Origin of the sequence: Dactylosporangium sp. CA-233914, from assembly GCF_050942935.1 — a bacterium.
GTDB lineage: Bacteria > Actinomycetota > Actinomycetes > Mycobacteriales > Micromonosporaceae > Dactylosporangium.
In genome coordinates this window covers 8,232,268-8,248,928 of record NZ_CP192030.1, presented here as the reverse complement: position 1 = coordinate 8,248,928, position 16,661 = coordinate 8,232,268, and the positions used below count along the sequence as shown (strand labels likewise).

The following is a 16,661-nucleotide window of genomic DNA, read 5'->3' as shown; positions in this document are numbered from 1 at the left end:
GGAGGGGCTGTGACACCGAGCCTTCGCCTGGGCACCATTGCCGGCATCCGGGTGGGCGTGCACTGGTCGGTGCTGCTCATCATGCTGCTGCTGACGCAGATCCTCGCGTTGACGGTCGTGCCGCGGGGCGCACCCGGACTGCCGGCCATCACGACGTGGCTGCTCGGTGTGGCCGGCGCGGTGGTTTTCCTGCTGTCGCTGCTGGCCCACGAGCTGGCGCACGCCCTGGTCGCCCGGGCGTTCGGCATCCGGGTCGAGCGGGTGACACTGTGGCTGCTCGGCGGGGTCGCCGAGTTCGGCGCCGAGCCACCGCACGCCCGGGCCGATCTGCTGACCGCGGGTGCGGGACCGGCCACCAGCGCGCTGCTCGGCGCCGGCTTCGCCGGGATCGGTGTGGGCCTGAACGCGATCGGCGCGCCGGCCGGCGTGCTCGCCGTCGTGTTCTGGCTTTCGGGGATCAACCTCCTGCTGGCCGTGTTCAATCTGCTGCCGGGCGCACCGCTGGACGGCGGACGGGTGCTGCGCGCGGCGCTGTGGCACTGGCGCGGCGACCGCTACTGGGCCGCCGCCGCGGCGGCGCGCGCGGGCCGGGCGATCGGGCTGGTGCTGATCGCCGTGGGCGCGGTGCAGGTCCTGCTCACCAACGTGTTCGGCGGCCTCTGGCTCGCCCTCATCGGATGGTTCCTCATGTCCGCGGCGACCGCCGAGTCGCAGGTGGACCGCTACCGGGCGCTGCTGGGCCGGCTGCCGGTGTCCGCGGCCATGCATCCCCAGGTGACGTATGCCGATCCGAACCGCAGCGTGGCCGACGTCGTGGCGGACGTCGACGCGGCGCCCGGCAGCCGGTTCATCGCGTTGCGCACCGACGACCTGCGACCCGCCGGGCTGGTCCGCCTGACGGATCTGGCCCGCGTTGCGGAGTCCGAGCGCGCGGACACTCCGGTCAGCCGGGTCGCGACACCGGCGGCCTCGGTGCCCACCGTCAAGGCGTCCGAACCGCTCGCCGACGTCGCGTACATGGTTTCCCGGTCCGGTACCACCTTCGTCGTCGACCAGGGGCTGCTCGTGGGCGTGCTGGAACCGGAGGACGTCACGCTGGCCACCCAGCGCTCGGCCCTGCACCCTCCTTCGGCGGACGGCACCCGCTGACCAGTGCCGGTTCATACGGCGTTTACTTGGCGCGCCTAGATTTTCGCGGACACGGACCCGAAGGGAATCGCATGTCCGCTCTGCTCTCCGCCATCGCCGTCGAGGTGGCCAGCGCCCTGCTGATCTCGCTCATCGTCGCCGCCGTCCGCCGGCTCTTCAGCGACCGCGCCGGGCGGACCGCCGCCGCCTGAACGCGAGGCGGGATTCCACCCGGGGCCGGCCGGTCCTGGGCTCGATTCGTGATTGATCACATGTGGTCCGGGTAGGCACTTCTCTTCTGGAGGTGCTTGCCATGACGACAACCGCACAGCCGCGCACGCGAGGCCGTTCCCAGCCGAAGTCGACCGATGCGGCACAGGCCGCGACCCGGCGTCCGAGCCGGGCGCGAAAGGCGACCGAGCCACCGGCGGCGGCGAAGACCGCTGAGCCGGAGGCTCCCGCGAAGGCGGCCGAGCCGGAAGCTGCCGCGAAGCCGGCCGAGCCGGAGCGTGCCGCCGAGGGGCCCGAGACCGAGCGGGTCACCTGGCACGAGGTGCCGATGCCGCACGTGAAGGTGCCGGTCGTCCACATGGGTGCGGCCGATGCGGGATCCGCCGTCGAACGCGTGCGGTGGACCACCCGCACGATCGTGTCCGCCATTCCCTTCCCCAGGCCCGGGCCCACACGGCTGCTGTACTACGGCGGTGTCGGCGCACTGGCCGTGCTCGGCGTCCTGGACTGGCCGGTCGCCGTCGCGGCCGCGGCGGGGGTGTGGGTGGCGACCCGTGGGCGTCGCACCGCAACCGTCGCCGGGTGACGGCGCGGTCCGCGCACCGGCCGTCCCGCGGCCGGCGGAAGGCCTGGACGCGGGACGGCTTGGCGCACATCGAGATTCGCGGCGCCCGGCAGGGTCTGGTCACCGCCGAGCACGGCCGGCTGATCGAGAAGACGGTCGGCGCACTGCACGGGGTCGACTGGGCCGCATGGAATGCGGCCCTCGGCCGGCTGCTCGTCAGCTATGACGAGGACGGCCTCGACCTCGGCGACCTCATCGACGCGGTCGCGGACGTCGAGTCCGACCTCATTCCCGGAACCGGCGCGGACAACCTGGACGCCGAGACCCGGCACCGGCTCACGCTGGTCGCCGATCTGCTCGGCGCCGCCGGGTCGGCCGTGGCGCGGCGGCTGCGGCTGCCCGTGGCGGCCCGCGAGCTGGTCGCGCTCGTCGCGTTGGTCGACCACCTGCCGGGGGTACGCCACCGGCTGCAGCGGCTGCTGGGCCGCCACGAGGCCGACCTGCTGATCTCCGCGGTGAACGCGACGATCAACGCCGCGGGCCAGGCCGAGCTGTCCCTGCTCGCCGACGCGGCCCTGCGCGTGCTGCTGCTGCGGGAGGACTCGGCGCAGCGGGAGACCTGGCGGCGCCGGGGGAGCGAACTGGCGCCGGACGCGGCCGCCGGGCGGGCCGACCGGCCCGGTGACGGCCGGGCGGGCGAGCCCCCGATGGCCCGCTCGAGCGGTACGCCCGCCGGATCAGCACGATCACGCTGCTGGCCGCCGCCGCAGCGACGCCGCTGCCCGCAGGGATTCGCCGGGCGGCCCGGGTGCTCATGGCCGGGTCGCCGGTCCCCGCGCACACCGGGCGGGAGGCGTTCGCCGGCGGTCTCGGCCGGCTGCTCGCGCGCCGCGACGTGCTCGTGCGCGACCGTGCGGCGCTGCGCCGGCTGGACCGGGTCGACACCGTCGTCATCGACGCAGCCGTGTTGACCGGCGGCCGGCAGATCATCACCCACGTGGTACCCGTGCACGAAACGGTCGAGAGCGCCTGGGAGGCCGCCGCCCGGCTCGTCGGCGACCCCGGTGCCACACCGCCGGCCGAGGCCGGAGCCGATGGCTGGGCGCTCACCGACCTGCGCCACCTCGACACCCGGATCCCCGATGCCGTCCTCGACGACGCGCGCGCGCATGACGGGCAACGCGGCAAGCTGTACGCGCTGACCCGCGATCGGGCCGTCGCGGCGGTCGTCGTCGTCGAGCAGGCCCTGGATCCGCTGACCGCGGCCGTGATCGCGGCCGGCCGCCGGGCCGGAACCGTCCTGCTCGCCGGGGCCACGGCCGGAGTCCGCCGCCGGGTCCCGGCGGACGGGCACGTGCCCGGAGGCTCGCGACTGGCCGCGTCGGTCCGCGCGCTGCAGGCCGACGGGCACGTCGTGGTACTGATCGCGGATCGCAACGACGCCGCGCTCGCCGCGGCGGACTGCGGCTTCGGCGTGCTGCGGGAGGATCGCCGCCCGCCGTGGGGCGCGCACCTGATGGGCGGACCCGACCTGGAGACGGCCTGGCTGCTGCTCGAGGCGGCGGAGATGGCTCGCGTCGTGAGCCGGCGGAGCACCCACGTGGCGTTGCAGGGCTCCGCGGCCGGCGCGCTGCTGGGGCTCGCGGACCCTTCCGAGCAGGGCGCCCGCCGTACGTCGATCGCCACGGCCGTCGCGCAGGCGGTCAACGTCGCCGGCGGGATGTGGTCGGTGCTGGGGCTGTCCCGCCGGACTCCGCCCGTGCCGGCCCCCGACGTCGCCTGGCACGCCCTGCCCGTCGGCGAGGTCCTGCGGGTGCTGGGCACGGACGCGCACGGCATCGCCGAGGCGGAGGCCGAGCGGCGCCGGCGGGACCGGATCGCGGACCAGCCCTCCGAGACGCCGGCCGGGCTGGGAGTGCTCGGCACCATCGCCCATGAGCTCGACACCCCGCTGACACTGCCCCTGGCCGCCGGTGCCGGCGTCTCCGCCGTGACCGGGGCGACGAGCGACGCGGCGCTGGTCGCCGCCGTCCTGCTCGGCAACGCGATACTGTCCGGCGCCCAGGGCGCGGCGGCCCGCCGCGCGCTGCGACGGCTGGTCACCGAGGCGGCACCCCCGGTCCGGCTGCGCCGCGACGGCGTCGACCGGGTCGGCATCGTCGACGATCTGGTGCCGGGCGACATCGTGCTCCTGGAACCGGGCGACGCGGTGCCGGCGGACTGCCGGCTCATCGAGACCGTCGGTCTGGAGATGGACGAGTCCCCGCTGACCGGCGAGTCCGTGCCGGTCGCCAAGAGCGCCGCCGCCACCCGGGCGGCCGCGATCGGCGAGCGCACCAGCATGGCGTACGCCGGCACGACCGTCGCCGCCGGGTCGGCCGTCTGCGTCGTGGTCGCGACCGGCGCGGAGACGGAGGCCGGTCGCAATGCGCTGACCGCGTTGCAGGAACCGCCGAGGAGCGGTGTGCAGCAGCGGCTGCGCGAGCTGACGAAGGCGTCGCTGCCGGCGGCCGGCGCGGCCGCGGCGGCCCTGCTCACCACCGGCCTGCTGCGGGGCCGGCTGGCCGAGTCGGTCAGCAACTCCGTCGCGCTCGCGGTCTCGGCGATCCCCGAAGGGCTGCCGTTCATCGCGACCGCCGCGGAGCTCAGCGCCAGCCGCCGGCTGTCCCGGCGCAACATCCTGGTCCGCGATCCCCGTTCGATGGAGGCGCTCGGCCGGACGGACGTGATCTGTTTCGACAAGACCGGCACGCTGACGGAGGGGCGCATCGCGCTGCGCGTCGTCTCCGACGGCCGGGTATGCGCGTCGATCGATCAGCTCACGCCGGGGCAGCGTGGAATCCTCGGCGCCGCGCTGCGGGCGAGCCCGCCCTCGAACGGGCAGGAGGTGCTGCCCCACCCGACCGATCAGGCGGTCGTGGCCGGCGCCGAGACGGCCGGCGTCACCACGGGCGAGGCCGCCGATGGCTGGCACGGCCTGCGCGAGCTGCCGTTCGAGCCGGTGCGCGGGTTCCACGCCGTGCTCGGCGCGGCGGACGCCGGCCTGATGATCAGCGTCAAGGGTGCGCCCGAGACGACACTGCCGCGGTGCACCAGCCGGCGCGTCGACGCACAGGTACAGCCCCTGACACCGGCCGATCGCCAGGAGATCGAGGCGGAGGTCGACCGCATGGCCCGCCAGGGGCTGCGGGTGCTGGCGATCGCGGAGCGGGCGGCGTCGACCCGCGGCCGGCTCGTCGACGAGCGCGTCGACGGCATGCAGTTCCTCGGCCTGCTCGGGCTGGCCGACCCGACGCGCCCCACCGCCGCCGAGGCGATCCGCCGGCTGCGCCGCGCCGGCATCACGGTGCTCATGCTGACCGGTGACCATCCCAGCACCGCGGAGGCGATCGCCGCCGAGCTCGGGCTGCTCGACGGCGGTACCGTCGTGACGGGCCCGGAGCTCGACGATGCGGAGGCGGACGACGCCGCCGTCGACGCACTGGTGTCGAAGGCGTCGGTCTTCGCCCGGGTGAGCCCCACCCACAAGGTCGCGGTGGTTCAGGCGCTGCACCGAGCCGGGCGCAGCGTCGCGGTCACCGGCGACGGCGCCAACGACGCGCCGGCCATCCGGCTCGCCGACGTCGGCATCGCGCTCGGCGAGCAGGCCACCGCCGCGGCCCGCCAGGCGGCTGACCTGATCGTCATGGACGGCCGGCTCGAGACGATCGTCGACGGGGTCGTGGAGGGGCGCGCCATGTGGGCGTCGGTCCGCGAGTCGCTGGCCCTGCTGCTCGGCGGCAACCTGGGCGAGATCCTCTTCACCGTCGGCGGCTCCCTCGTCTCGCCCACGCCGGCGCTCAACGCGCGGCAGATCCTCTTCGTGAACCTGATGACGGATCTGCTGCCCGCGATCACCGTCGCCGCCCGCCCGCCGCGGAACGTCGACCCGGAGCGGCTGGTCCGCGAGGGGCCGGACACCTCCCTGGGACGGGCGCTGACCGGCGACGTGATCCGGCGCGCGGTCGCGACCTCGACCGCGACGGCGGGCGCCTGGCTCGCGGCCAAGGCGACCGGGACGCAACGGCGCGCCAGCACCGTGGCCCTCGCCTCACTCGTCGGTGCGCAGCTGGGCCAGACCGCGCTGCTGTCCGGCGGCGACCCGATCGTCCTCGGCGCCGCCGGCGCGTCCGCCGCGGCGCTGGTCGGTGCCGTGCAGACCCCGGGTGTGAGCCAGTTCTTCGGTTGCCGGCCGCTGGGACCGTTCGCCTGGGGCATCGTCCTGGTCGCGACGGCGGCCGGTACGGCGTTCGGGACGCTGCGGTTGCCCGTGCCGGGGCCGGACCAGTCGCCGCCGACTGGGGAAGCGGACGGCGGTCATGGGGAGGACTGAGCGACCCTTCGAGTCGGGAAGTGAGGTACGACGACGATGTCGACGATCACCCGGCCGGCTGCGTGGCCGGCGCCGACGACGGACACCGGCGACACGGCACTGCGCCAGGCCTGCGCGGAACGGCGGATCGAGGCGCTGTCGGTCGCGATCCTGCTGCTGCTGGACCAGGCCAAGACCCCGCAGCAGCGGCGCGCGGCGGCGCTCGCCCGCGAGGCGCTGGACGAGGTCGGCCTCCCGCACGGCTGAACCGGCCGACGATCGAGGAGACGCGGAGCGAAGGAGGAGCGATGCACGCCAAGGACATCATGAGTACCCCGGCCTACACGGTGCGAGCCGGCGCGCCGGTCGGGGAGGCCGTGGCGTTGCTGGAGCGGCGGTCGATCACCGAGGTCCCCGTGGTCGACGACGACGGCACCCTCGTCGGCATGCTCAGCGAGCGGGACCTGCTGCGGCAGGCGTTCTCCGCCGCCGCGCCGCGCCGCGTGCGGGACGTGATGACCGGCCTGCCGGTGACGGCCTGGCCCGACGCCGACGTCGCCGACCTGGCGGCGGTCATGGTGCAGCGGGACGCCCACACGATCCCGATCGTCACCGAGGAGCACGTCGTCGGCGTGGTCAGCCGCGGCGACGTGCTGCGGACGCTGCTGCCGACCGACGAGGCGGCCCAGCGGCGGCTCGACACCTAGAGACCGGAGAGCCGGTTGAAGGCGTTGTGCCAGGCGTTGGTTGCCCGGACGATTCCTCACCGGTGCGCCGCTGACCGGACGATGGCCACCGGGCAGGCGGCGTGGTGGATGGCGGCCTGGCTCACCGAGCCCAGCATCAGCCCCGCGAACCCGCCCCGCCCGCGGGAGCCGACGACGAGCAGTTCGGCACCCGCGGAGAGCGCGATGAGCACGGCGGCGGGCCGGCCCTTTACCACGGTGGAGCGGAAGTCGACGTCCGGGTACTTCTCGATCCATCCGCAGGTCGCCTCGGCCAGCGTGCGCCGCTCGTCCTCGCGCAGGGCGCCGGGATCGAAGGCCACGGGCAGCATGTCCCCGGGTCCGTTGGACTTCGGCCAGTGGTAGGCGAGCACGGCCGTCAGGCCGGTGCCGCGGGACGAGGCCTGCTCGAACGCGAACCGCAGGGCGCGTTCGGCGTCGTGCGAGCCGTCGATGCCGATGACGACGCGGCCCGCCTCGGCGCCGGCCGGCCGTTCGGCGCGGCGGACGATGACGACCGGGCAGGCGGCGTGCGCGGCGAGTTGGACGCCCACGGAGCCCAGCAGCAACCCGGCGAACCCGCCGCGGCCCCGGCTGCCCACGACGACGGTGCCGGCGTGTTCGGCGGCTCGCAACAGCGCCGAGGCCGCCGGCTCCACCTGCATGGCGGTGGTGAGCCGGACACCGGGCGCGGCGGCCCGGGCCCGGGCCGCCGCCTCGGCGACGATCTCCGCGGCGACCGCCTGCATGCCCTGCTCGTAGGGTGTCGGCACCGGCGCGGCGACCGGGGCGTAGACGCTCGGCCACATGAACGCGTACAGGATGTTCAGCGGCCGGCCGCGGTGCGACGCGTCGAGCGCGGCCCAGGCGACCGCGTCCAGACTCTGCGGGGAGCCGTCGACGCCGACAACGACGCCCTGCTCGGCAACCATGATGACCTCCCTGCCGTGGTGGGCGGGTCACTTTCAGCGTTGCGCGCGCATCGCCCGGATCGGAAGGGCTCTCCGGCCTCAGATGGGCTGCGCGTCCAGATCGGCGCGGTCGGCCGGCACCGCCTGGCGCACCGGGCGGGCGGCCTGCTGGCTGTCCATCCAGGCCTGCAGCTGCGGGCCGGACTCGAAGCTGGCGATGAGCGCGTAGCGGTCGCGGGAACCCGGGTGGAACGCGGCGTGCCAGAGCCGTTCGGTGTCCACGACGAACTGGGCGCCCCGCGGCAGCGGGATGCGGTGCTCGGTCGCCGGGTCGTCGCGGTCCTCGCGCAGGAGCATGTAGCTGTCGGGGTCGTCCGTCAGGTTCAGCCAGGCGCGCACCACCCAGCCCTCGCCCTCGGGGTTGAGCCGGTTGTTGTCGTCCAGGTGCATGTACCGCTGCACGACCGTGGCCTCGTCGGTGGACGGCGCCAGCTTGATGATGCGCACGCGGCCGTAGCGGGCTCCGACCGACGTGACCCACGAGCACAGCGCCGGCGCGAGCGCGGCGTTCGGCGTCCACCGGCCGTCCTTGTCCGCCCGCCCGTGCTCCCAGAACCCGCGCGGGTCGTCGTCACCGAGCGCGGAGGCCAGCACCGCGAAGTTGGTGTCGCCGCCGGATTTCCAGTCGAGGTACTGCAACCGCTCCCACTCCTGCGGGTCGAGCGTCTCCGAGAACGGCCGCAGAATCTGGAATCCGGTCTCGGCGAGTGCCGGAAGTTTGTGATGGCGATCCTGTGCGACGGGCATTGACGACCTCCGATCCGGCCGGCCCGGTTGGGCCAGCGTCGCCGGCGGGCCTACCCGGCGCGCCGCCCGCCACACCGGCCCGGAGCGAGGCTCTGCATGTGATCCGTCCGCCGGGATCGCCTCACCCGGACGGGCGCCGTCGCGCCGGCCGGCGGGCGAGCACCATGACGGCCTGGTCCGCCGACGCCGCGACGAACCCGGCGGCGAATCCCGCGGCGAATGCGGCCGGCAACGCCACGACGGACCACTTCCAGCATCGAGCGTCACCCGGCATCACACCCTCCCCGCGCGGTCGCGGCTGCGGCCTCGAGTCGACCGTAGGCACGTCCGGCCGGACCGGCGGACGACCAGCCGGGTGGAAAGGCGGGAAAGGGGGCGTATTGCGCCGGGGCGGCCGCTTCCGCGGCAGCCGCCGCCCCGATGCGTGACCGGGCCGCCGCGGCAGCTGCCGTGCTGCGGTGGGCTATGGCGTCCGGCGGGCGCCATTTGTCGCCACGGTGGCCTCGAACCATCCGATCGGACCACGCGCGCCGGGTGCCACGGATCCGGCCGATTTTCGAGCATGCTGTACCACTTGAGTACTTTCGGACGATGCGGCCACGGTTGATCGGCCCACCCGTTCCGCCGCGCGTCCAGGCGCGCCGGCCGCCGGAAACCGGCCGGGATCCGGCATGACTCGCGGTGCCCGGGGAAGCACCCCCATGCGTGCCGGCCAGGGCGTTTCGGGATGCGGGGACGAGATGGACGAGCGGGGCGGGGCGACCGGGTCGCCGATCGCGGTGATGCTCTACCGGGCGGCGGACGAGGCCAGGCGGGCGCCGTCGCTGCTCAACACCCAGCCGTGGCGGTGGCGGCTGCGGGGCGAGGTGCTCGAGCTGCAGGCCGACCCGCGCCGGCAGCTGCCCGCGATCGACCCGGACGGGCGGCTGCTGATCGTCAGCTGCGGCGCCGCGCTGCACCACGCCCGGGTCGCGATCGCGGCCGCGGGCTACGAGCCGAGGGTTTCGCGGTGGCCCGATCCGGCCCGCCCGCTGCTGCTCGCCCGGATCCAGGACTGTCACCCCCGACCGCCGAGCCTGAGCAGCGTGCTGGCGTACCGCAGCATGCGCCTGCGCCACACGGACCGTCGCGGGATGGCCGCCGGGGCGCCGGTGCCGGCCGGGACGATCGACGCGCTGCGGCTGGCCGCTGCCGCACACCATGCCCGGCTGCACACGGTCGCCCCCGACGACGTGGTGTACCTGCGTTACGCGGCGCAGGGCGCGCACCGCATCGCGAGCGCCGACGAGCGGCGCGCCGGCGAGCTGCGCCTGTGGACGTCGCGCGGCCCGGACGACACCGACGGTGTGGCGCCGCAGACCGTGGCGGCGCCGGCGCCGCGCCGCGTGCCGCTGCGTGACTTCGGCCTCGGGCCGGCGGCGCGGCTGGCGCCCGGGTCCGGTGACGACAGCTCCGCCGAGTACTGCGTGCTGGCGACCGATCACGACGAGCCGGCGGACTGGCTGGCCGCGGGTGAGGCGGCCAGCGCCGTGTGGCTGACCGCCACGGGCCGGGGCCTGGCGGTCTCGCCGATGAGCGACGTCGTCGAGGTTCCCGGCGCCCGGATGCTGCTGCGCAGCCTGCTGCACCCGCCGGGCCGGCCCCAGCTGGTGCTGCGGGTCGGCGTCGCCGGCGATCCCGGACCGCCGCCGGCCAGCGGGCGGCGGCCGGCATCGGAGGTCATCGACGCGTCCGGGTGGCTGGGCGCCGCGCGAGGTGATTGATCGAGGGATGGCCGGCGGTGCCCGCCGCCGTCGCCGGGACGGGCCGGGTGGTGGTTGCCCGCCGCCGGAGGGAGGTTCGAAGCAGAGACCATCGGCCACCGGGGAGGCGGCGATGCAGGCCGGGATTCTCATCGGCTACGACGGCTCTCCCGCCGCGGGCGCGGCGATCGAGGCCGGCGCCCAGCTGTTTCCGCGCGCCTGCGCCTGGATCGCGCACCTGTGGGCCCCGCCGTTCGGCAGCGCGAGCCTGCGGGCCCGCCTGTGGACCGGCACGAGCGATGTCGACGACTACGTCGAGGCGGTCGAGCGGGAGGGCAGGCGGGAGGCGGAGCGGCTGGCGGACGACGGGGTCATCCTCGCCGGGGCCGCCGGGTGGGACGCGGAGCCACTCGTGGTCTGCAGCTTCGGCGGGGAAGGGCCGCGGCTGGCCGAGCTCTCCGAGCAGGTCGACGCCGACGTGCTGCTGCTCGGCTCGCGCGGGCTGGGCGGGACCCGGGCACTGCTGGGCAGCGTGTCCGACATGGCGGTGCACTACTCGTCCCGGCCGGTGCTCGTGGTCCCGCACCCGCTGCTGGCGGCCGAGTTCGCGGCCCTGGCCGACGGGGCCGTGCTGATCGGGTACGACGACTCGCCGGGCGCGCGGACCGCGTTGACGACCGCGGCCCGGCTGTTCCCGGCACGGCCCCTATTGCTGGCGACCGTGGACGACGGGCACGCCACCGAGGAGGTGGCCGGTCCGTCGCCGGCGGCCGGCGCCGAGGTGACGCGGCTGTACCTGCCCAGCGGGCACGGGCCCCACGGCCGCGCCATCGCCGAGTCGCTCGCCGGGTGCGCCCGGAGCCGGTCGGCGGCGCTGCTGGTCGTCGGCTCGCGCGGGCGGTCCGCGGTGCGCAAGATTCTCCTCGGCAGCGTGGCCATGGCCGTGCTGCACCACGCCGGCCTGCCGGTCCTGGTCGTCCCCGGTACGGCCGGCGACGAACGGTGAGCCGTCGCGAGGGCGGCTCAGCGCAGCACCGCGACCGGGCAGGGCGCGCGGTGCAGCACCCGGCGGGTGACCGTGCCGAGCAACTGTTCGCTGCGCCCGACGTGCGAACACGTCGAGACGACCAGCATCGCGGCCTGCTCCGACGCCTGGATCAGCGCCTCGGCCGGGTCGTGGTGCAGCACCGCCCGGCGCCGCACCCGGACCTGCGGATACCGCTCGCTCCAGCCGGCGAGGGCCTCCGCCAGCACCCGATCGGCCTCGTCCGCCGCCCGGCGCAGGTCGTAGGCGAAGGGGTCGACCTCGCTCAGCGCCGTGTCCGGCAGGCCGCTCCAGGCGTAGAGCGGCACGAGGGTGACGCCGCGGCGCTCCGCCTCCTCGAAGGCGAACGTCAGCGCGGCCGGCCACGGGTTGGCCCCGTCGACGCCTACCACGATCGGGCCGTCCGGCGCGGGGTGGCCGCCGGCCCCGGTCACCACCAGCACCGGCGCACTGGCGTGCGCGGCGACGCGCTCGCTGGCGGCGAACTCGCCGGTCTCGCCGACGGCCACCAGCTCCGCGCCGTGCGATGCGTCGATCAGCACGTCGGCGAGATCACCGGATTCCAGGCCGACGCGCGGTGACAGCCCGGGATGCGCTTCGCGCACGACGGACTCCGCCTCCGCCAGCCAGTGCCGGGTCCCGGATTCGCCCGGCCGCGTCTGGTCCGGTTGCGGCCGGTGGGTCGCGAAGAGCGTCAGCGGCCGGCCGCGCAGCGTCGCCTCGCTCGCGGCGAGGCGAACGGCGCGGAATCCGGCGGCGGTACCGTCGACGCCCGCCACGACCGGCGAGTCCGGGCGATTGCTCATGGCGGCCTCCTCGGTCGAGCGGCTGGACGCACCCGGCAACCACCATGCTCGCGCGGTCCGTGCGCGTATCCGGCCGTACCGTGGCCGGAGGCACCGCGCCCGCCTGCTGACCCCGATTGAAGGCCGGCCGCCACACCGGCGGCCGGCCACTGTCCTGCGCCGCGGCTACAGCTTGCTCGTCTGCTCGCCGGCCTGCTTCTGCTCGCCGGTCTGCTTCCCCGGCTGCCGGCCGCCCTGGCCGCGCCCGATCTCGATGCGCCGCGGCTGGGCGCCGCGGGCCTTGCCGACGGTGATCGTGAGCACGCCGCTGTCGTACTGGGCCTCGACCCGCTCCGAGTCGATGTCGCCCGGCAGGTCCACGACGTACTCGAACTCGCCGCTCTGGCGGTTCTGCCGGCGGACCACGCCGCCGCGCTCGCGCTGGGCGTAGCGGCCGGTGATGCGCAGCTCCTCGCCGCGCATCTCCAGATCGACGTCGGAGGGGTCGACGCTGGGCAGGTCGATGTCCACGACGTACGCCTCGTCGGTCTCCTCGATGTCGATCGGCGCGCCCAGCGTGGTCAGCGACAGCGGCGCGGTGAACCCGGTCTCGCCGAAGACCGACCGGATCAGCTGGCCGAACCGCTCGTTGAGCTCGTCGATCTCCCGGGCCGGGTCCCAGCCGATGCCCGGCCGCCGGGCCAGCTGGCCGCCGCGCCGCTGACGGGCGGAGAACGGTGCGAGTGACATGTGGTCGCTCCCTTCCTTGAGCTCCGGTCCATCGCGTCCATCGTCCGGCGCGCCCGGGCGAGGCGTCTCCCCTCGCGGGGATGGGTACCGGGTGAGCACGCCGTGGCCGGCACGCGGCCGGCCGCCGCGCCGGACAGCGCGGCGGTCACCCGGTCCCGGCCGCTGAGGCCGCGCCGCTACCAGGTCAGGTGCGTCGGCTTGTCGGACACGGCCTCGATGTCGGCGGCGGCGGTGAGCAGCAGCCGGTGGCCCAGGTCGCTCAGCGCCCGCGCCACCGCCAGCTCGTCGCCGATCTCCGGGATGTCCTCGTCGGCCGGGTTCAGCCGGGCCTTGCCGGTGCCGACCACCTCCGTGTCCTCCTCGGTGTGCAGCCTGGCCTCCGCGGACGTCGTTCCGTTGTGTTCGCCGATGTAGACATCGACCGTCCACTGTTTGGCTACCGGCATACTGACCTCCAGGCTTTCCGGGCGCGCTGCCGCGCCGCCGCATGGCTCGCCGCCCCGGCGCCCGTCATCGGTTGCTCCCGGGCCTGGCCGGCCCGCCGATGCGGGCGTCCGGCCCCGGGAACACGACGGTCCGGCGCCCGTCCTCCCACTGGACCGTGTATGGCGGCGTGCCGTCGTTGTGTTCCACCTCGACGATCACGCCCGCGCGGTACGGATCGCCGAGATGGGTGCCTTCCAGCACGATGCGGTCGCCGACGTGTGCCTTCATGGCTACCTCCTCACAGGTCGCGTCGCCCTTGCCTACCCGTCCCAGGCGGGCGCACACAGGGTCGACGGTCCCGGCTCGGCCGCCGCCACGGTCGGCGGCACGACGGCCACGACGCAGTCGGCCTGCTCCGCGAACGCGCGGCTCACCGATCCCAGGCGCAGCAGCGCCGGGCGGCGCTCGCCGTGCCGGCCCACGACGAGCAGCGCCGCGCCGGTGGCGGCGTGGCGCAGCGCGGCGACCGGATTGCCGCCGAACACCGCCCGCTTGACGGCCACGCGGGGATGCCCGGCGGCGACCGGCTCGATCTCGCGGGCGAGCAGCTCCAGCGCGGCGGGCTCGGCGGCGAAGTGCGTCTCCAGGTAACGGTCGTCGAACCAGAAGTCGCCGGGCCACCTGTCGTCGACGTGGACGGCCGCGACCGGCAGGTGGCGCCGCCGCGCATGGCGGAAGCCGAACTCGATCGCCGCGGCGGAGGCGGGCGAGCCGTCCACCCCGACGACGACGTGACCGGCGAACGGCGCGCCGTCGTGGTCCGGGACCGGCCGGACGACCACGACCGGGCACATCGCCCGGGCGGCGAGCTGCGCGGGGACGGACCGGTGCAGCCGGCCGCCGTCGGGGTGGCCGCCGACCACGAGCAGATCGGCGTGCTCGCTGAGACCCAGCAGCGCCGAGGACAGCTCGCCCAGCGGCAGCTCCATCGTCACGTTGAAGCCGCCGAGCAGCTTCCGGCACCACTCCACCCGGCGTACGAGGTCCGGCTGCGTGAGGCGCAACGTCTCCAGATCGGCGGCGGCGCCCCGGTCCCCGTCGCGGCGAGCATGGCAGATGGTCATCCGCGCGCCCGAGGCGACCGCCTCCTCGGTCGCCCAGGACAGGGCCGCGAGTCCGCCGGGTCCCGGCTCGACGCCGACGGCGATGCGGCCGTCGGCGCGGTCGTAGGGAACGTGGGTGGTCTCAGGGGTCATCGTCATGGCGATCCTCTCCTCGGAGCCGACCACCTTCAGCGTCCCGCGTATCCACCCCCGGCGACCACGCTCCCCGGGTCCCCGGCGGGGTGGTCGGTCACCGTCAACACCGGCACGGTGCGTTGCCCGGCGGCTGCGGTCACAGCAGCGACTTCGGTACCTCGAGCGGATGCTCCACCGCGTCGCGCGCCGCGAGCCGCGCCATCGCGTCGTGGTAGCCGGGCCGGTCGAGCTCGCCGGCCAGGCGGCGGCGCGCCGCATCGCTCTCCGCGCGGCCGCGGCGGCGTTCGCCGGCGGCGGCCAGCCACGTGGCCAGCCGCGGACGGTCGCCGGCCGCGCCGCCGCGGATCGCGGCGACGTGCATGGCGATCAGCGCGGCATAGAGCGCCGCGACGAACGCGGCGACGATCATGGTGGCCGCCATTCGAACCACCTCCTGGCGGTACGGCCGGTGAACGTCCTCGCCATCGACGATAGCCAGCGCGCGGCCCGCCGGTTCAGGGCCGATCGTCCCGCTCGCGGCGGTACCTGCGACCCTGACCGGCGGTGTGCGTCAGGATGCGGCTGTGGGCTGCCGGGGCGCGGCCACCGGCTCGGGCTCGGTGCCGTGGGCGTCGGTGTCGAGCATCGTGCGCTCGTCGAAGGGCAGCCGGCCGGCCAGGACCTCGGCGCAGCGGTCGCGGTCGAAGGCGTCGGTCCACCGGCCGACGAGGACGGTGGCCACCGCGTTGCCGGCGAAGTTGGTCAGGGCCCGGGCCTCCGACATGAAGCGGTCGATGCCGACGATCAGGCCGACGCCGTCGACCAGCTCCGGGCGGTGCGCCTGCAGGCCGCCGGCCAATGTGGACAGACCGGCGCCGGTGACACCCGCCGCGCCCTTCGAGGCGATGATCATGAACAGCAGCAGCGAGATCTGCTGGCCGATGCTCAGCGGCCGGCCGAGCGCTTCGGCGATGAACAGCGACGCCATCGTCAGGTAGATGGCGGTGCCGTCCAGGTTGAAGGAGTACCCGGTCGGCACGGTCAGGCCGACGACCGTGCGCGACACCCCGGCGTGCTCCATCTTGGCCATGAGCCGGGGCAGGGCCGACTCCGACGACGACGTGCCGAGGATGAGCAGGAACTCGCGGGCCAGGTACTTCAGCAGCAGCAGGATGTTGACCCCGGCCACGGCCCGCAGCAGCGCGCCGAGGACCACGAAGACGAAGATGGCGCAGGTGAGGTAGAAGCCGGCCATGATCTGCAGCAGGCTCTCGATCGCGCTCCAGCCGCCGGCGCCGACGACCGCGGCGATGGCGCCGAACGCGCCGATCGGGGCCAGCCACATGATCATCGACAGGATGCGGAACACGAGCCGCTGCAGGTGGCCGATGCCGGTGAGGATGACCCGGCCGGAGTCGCCGATGGCGTGCAGGGCGAAGCCCACGAGCAGGGCGACGAGCAGCGTCTGCAGCACCGCGCCGGAGGTGAGCGCGGAGAAGAAGCTGGTCGGGATCACGCCGAGCAGGAAGTCGACGGTCGAGCCGGAGCCGCTGGCCGCCTGCTTCTCCGCGGCCGCCTTGGCCGCGTCGGTCAGGTGCAGGTTCGCCCCGGGCTGCAGGATGTTGCCCACGACGAGGCCGATGGCCAGCGCGACCGTCGACATGACGAGGAAGTACCCCAGCGCCAGGCCGCCGACCTTGCCGACGCTGGCGACCTTGCGGACGGACCCGACGCCGAGCACGATCGTGCAGAAGATGATCGGGCTGATCATCATCTTGATGAGGTTGACGAAGCCGGTGCCGAGCGGCTTGAGCTCCACCGCGGACTTCGGGAAGAGCAGTCCGAGGGCGGCGCCGAGGATCACGGCGGCGATGACGGCCAGGTACAGGTAGTGGGTGCGGTCGCGCCGCCGGGCGGGGGCGGTCGCGTGATCGAGGGGTGTCATACCCCGAGGATG

General features: G+C 75.0%; 18 protein-coding genes. 8 read left to right on the top strand and 10 right to left on the bottom strand.

Annotated features, from left to right (window positions below; translation table 11 throughout):
* Positions 1–9: 9 nt before the first annotated feature.
* The 6 genes from ACQPY0_RS36795 to ACQPY0_RS36770 all read left to right on the top strand — a co-directional run bounded on the left by ACQPY0_RS36795 (position 10) and on the right by ACQPY0_RS36770 (position 6,982).
* A complete protein-coding gene (locus tag ACQPY0_RS36795; RefSeq protein ID WP_432971416.1) occupies positions 10–1,149 on the top strand; it encodes a site-2 protease family protein in 1,140 nt (379 codons plus the stop codon).
* A gap of 292 nt (positions 1,150–1,441) precedes the next feature.
* Positions 1,442–1,945, top strand: coding sequence for a hypothetical protein (locus tag ACQPY0_RS36790; RefSeq protein ID WP_432971413.1), 504 nt, complete (start codon positions 1,442–1,444; stop codon positions 1,943–1,945).
* A complete protein-coding gene (locus ACQPY0_RS36785) occupies positions 1,942–2,895 on the top strand; it encodes a hypothetical protein (protein WP_432971410.1) in 954 nt (317 codons plus the stop codon). The genes ACQPY0_RS36790 and ACQPY0_RS36785 overlap by 4 nt, the downstream gene beginning before the upstream one ends.
* A 545-nt stretch (positions 2,896–3,440) precedes the next feature.
* Entirely contained in the window at positions 3,441–6,296 is a 2,856-nt protein-coding gene (locus tag ACQPY0_RS36780; protein WP_432995518.1) for a cation-translocating P-type ATPase, read from the top strand.
* 36 nt (positions 6,297–6,332) lie between these two features.
* On the top strand, positions 6,333–6,542 hold the full coding sequence (locus ACQPY0_RS36775) for a hypothetical protein (RefSeq protein ID WP_432971407.1): 210 nt from the start codon (positions 6,333–6,335) through the stop codon (positions 6,540–6,542).
* 41 nt (positions 6,543–6,583) lie between these two features.
* Positions 6,584–6,982 (top strand): CBS domain-containing protein, encoded by a 399-nt coding sequence (locus tag ACQPY0_RS36770; RefSeq protein WP_432971404.1) that lies wholly within the window; start codon positions 6,584–6,586, stop codon positions 6,980–6,982.
* A gap of 56 nt (positions 6,983–7,038) precedes the next feature.
* Here the strand turns inward: ACQPY0_RS36770 and ACQPY0_RS36765 are convergent, their stop codons facing one another.
* The 3 genes from ACQPY0_RS36765 to ACQPY0_RS36755 form a co-directional block, all read right to left on the bottom strand.
* The gene (locus ACQPY0_RS36765; RefSeq protein WP_432971401.1) at positions 7,039–7,932 is read right to left on the bottom strand and encodes a universal stress protein; all 894 of its coding nucleotides are present in this window, start codon (positions 7,930–7,932) and stop codon (positions 7,039–7,041) included.
* 78 nt (positions 7,933–8,010) lie between these two features.
* Positions 8,011–8,718: a hypothetical protein gene (locus ACQPY0_RS36760; RefSeq protein WP_432971399.1), complete on the bottom strand. Its 708-nt coding sequence runs from the start codon at positions 8,716–8,718 to the stop codon at positions 8,011–8,013.
* Positions 8,719–8,839: 121 nt separating this feature from the next.
* A complete protein-coding gene (locus tag ACQPY0_RS36755) occupies positions 8,840–8,992 on the bottom strand; it encodes a hypothetical protein (RefSeq protein ID WP_432971396.1) in 153 nt (50 codons plus the stop codon).
* A gap of 427 nt (positions 8,993–9,419) precedes the next feature.
* On the opposite strand from ACQPY0_RS36755, the gene ACQPY0_RS36750 reads away from it, so the two are divergent.
* Entirely contained in the window at positions 9,420–10,481 is a 1,062-nt protein-coding gene (locus tag ACQPY0_RS36750) for an Acg family FMN-binding oxidoreductase (protein ID WP_432971393.1), read from the top strand.
* Positions 10,482–10,593: 112 nt separating this feature from the next.
* The gene (locus tag ACQPY0_RS36745; protein WP_432971390.1) at positions 10,594–11,466 is read left to right on the top strand and encodes a universal stress protein; all 873 of its coding nucleotides are present in this window, start codon (positions 10,594–10,596) and stop codon (positions 11,464–11,466) included.
* Between the two features lie 17 nt (positions 11,467–11,483).
* Here the strand turns inward: ACQPY0_RS36745 and ACQPY0_RS36740 are convergent, their stop codons facing one another.
* The 7 genes from ACQPY0_RS36740 to ACQPY0_RS36710 all read right to left on the bottom strand — a co-directional run bounded on the left by ACQPY0_RS36740 (position 11,484) and on the right by ACQPY0_RS36710 (position 16,649).
* Positions 11,484–12,311, bottom strand: coding sequence for a universal stress protein (locus ACQPY0_RS36740; protein ID WP_432971387.1), 828 nt, complete (start codon positions 12,309–12,311; stop codon positions 11,484–11,486).
* A 165-nt stretch (positions 12,312–12,476) separates the two neighbouring features.
* Positions 12,477–13,040, bottom strand: coding sequence for an Hsp20/alpha crystallin family protein (locus ACQPY0_RS36735; RefSeq protein WP_432971384.1), 564 nt, complete (start codon positions 13,038–13,040; stop codon positions 12,477–12,479).
* A 176-nt stretch (positions 13,041–13,216) separates the two neighbouring features.
* Positions 13,217–13,486 (bottom strand): DUF1876 domain-containing protein, encoded by a 270-nt coding sequence (locus ACQPY0_RS36730; RefSeq protein ID WP_432971381.1) that lies wholly within the window; start codon positions 13,484–13,486, stop codon positions 13,217–13,219.
* A gap of 64 nt (positions 13,487–13,550) precedes the next feature.
* A complete protein-coding gene (locus ACQPY0_RS36725; protein WP_432971378.1) occupies positions 13,551–13,754 on the bottom strand; it encodes a DUF1918 domain-containing protein in 204 nt (67 codons plus the stop codon).
* 32 nt (positions 13,755–13,786) lie between these two features.
* The gene (locus ACQPY0_RS36720) at positions 13,787–14,728 is read right to left on the bottom strand and encodes a universal stress protein (RefSeq protein WP_432971375.1); all 942 of its coding nucleotides are present in this window, start codon (positions 14,726–14,728) and stop codon (positions 13,787–13,789) included.
* Positions 14,729–14,861: 133 nt separating this feature from the next.
* Positions 14,862–15,146 (bottom strand): hypothetical protein, encoded by a 285-nt coding sequence (locus ACQPY0_RS36715; protein ID WP_432971372.1) that lies wholly within the window; start codon positions 15,144–15,146, stop codon positions 14,862–14,864.
* Positions 15,147–15,275: 129 nt separating this feature from the next.
* Positions 15,276–16,649, bottom strand: a complete 1,374-nt coding sequence (locus tag ACQPY0_RS36710) for a cation:dicarboxylate symporter family transporter (protein ID WP_432971369.1) — start codon at positions 16,647–16,649, stop codon at positions 15,276–15,278.
* Positions 16,650–16,661 lie beyond the last annotated feature (12 nt).

Bases quoted from the DNA above. Each gene is read 5' to 3' on its own strand.
- ACQPY0_RS36745 (WP_432971390.1), top strand. From the start codon at position 10,594: ATGCAGGCCGGGATTCTCATCGGCTACGACGGCTCTCCCGCCGCGGGC.
- ACQPY0_RS36720 (WP_432971375.1), bottom strand. From the start codon at position 14,728: ATGACGATGACCCCTGAGACCACCCACGTTCCCTACGACCGCGCCGAC.
- ACQPY0_RS36790 (WP_432971413.1), top strand. From the start codon at position 1,442: ATGACGACAACCGCACAGCCGCGCACGCGAGGCCGTTCCCAGCCGAAG.
- ACQPY0_RS36735 (WP_432971384.1), bottom strand. From the start codon at position 13,040: ATGTCACTCGCACCGTTCTCCGCCCGTCAGCGGCGCGGCGGCCAGCTG.
- ACQPY0_RS36755 (WP_432971396.1), bottom strand. From the start codon at position 8,992: ATGCCGGGTGACGCTCGATGCTGGAAGTGGTCCGTCGTGGCGTTGCCG.
- ACQPY0_RS36770 (WP_432971404.1), top strand. From the start codon at position 6,584: ATGCACGCCAAGGACATCATGAGTACCCCGGCCTACACGGTGCGAGCC.
- ACQPY0_RS36730 (WP_432971381.1), bottom strand. From the start codon at position 13,486: ATGCCGGTAGCCAAACAGTGGACGGTCGATGTCTACATCGGCGAACAC.
- ACQPY0_RS36765 (WP_432971401.1), bottom strand. From the start codon at position 7,932: ATGGTTGCCGAGCAGGGCGTCGTTGTCGGCGTCGACGGCTCCCCGCAG.
- ACQPY0_RS36750 (WP_432971393.1), top strand. From the start codon at position 9,420: ATGCGTGCCGGCCAGGGCGTTTCGGGATGCGGGGACGAGATGGACGAG.
- ACQPY0_RS36740 (WP_432971387.1), bottom strand. From the start codon at position 12,311: ATGAGCAATCGCCCGGACTCGCCGGTCGTGGCGGGCGTCGACGGTACC.
- ACQPY0_RS36710 (WP_432971369.1), bottom strand. From the start codon at position 16,649: ATGACACCCCTCGATCACGCGACCGCCCCCGCCCGGCGGCGCGACCGC.
- ACQPY0_RS36715 (WP_432971372.1), bottom strand. From the start codon at position 15,146: ATGGCGGCCACCATGATCGTCGCCGCGTTCGTCGCGGCGCTCTATGCC.
- ACQPY0_RS36775 (WP_432971407.1), top strand. From the start codon at position 6,333: ATGTCGACGATCACCCGGCCGGCTGCGTGGCCGGCGCCGACGACGGAC.
- ACQPY0_RS36780 (WP_432995518.1), top strand. From the start codon at position 3,441: ATGGGCGGACCCGACCTGGAGACGGCCTGGCTGCTGCTCGAGGCGGCG.
- ACQPY0_RS36760 (WP_432971399.1), bottom strand. From the start codon at position 8,718: ATGCCCGTCGCACAGGATCGCCATCACAAACTTCCGGCACTCGCCGAG.
- ACQPY0_RS36725 (WP_432971378.1), bottom strand. From the start codon at position 13,754: ATGAAGGCACACGTCGGCGACCGCATCGTGCTGGAAGGCACCCATCTC.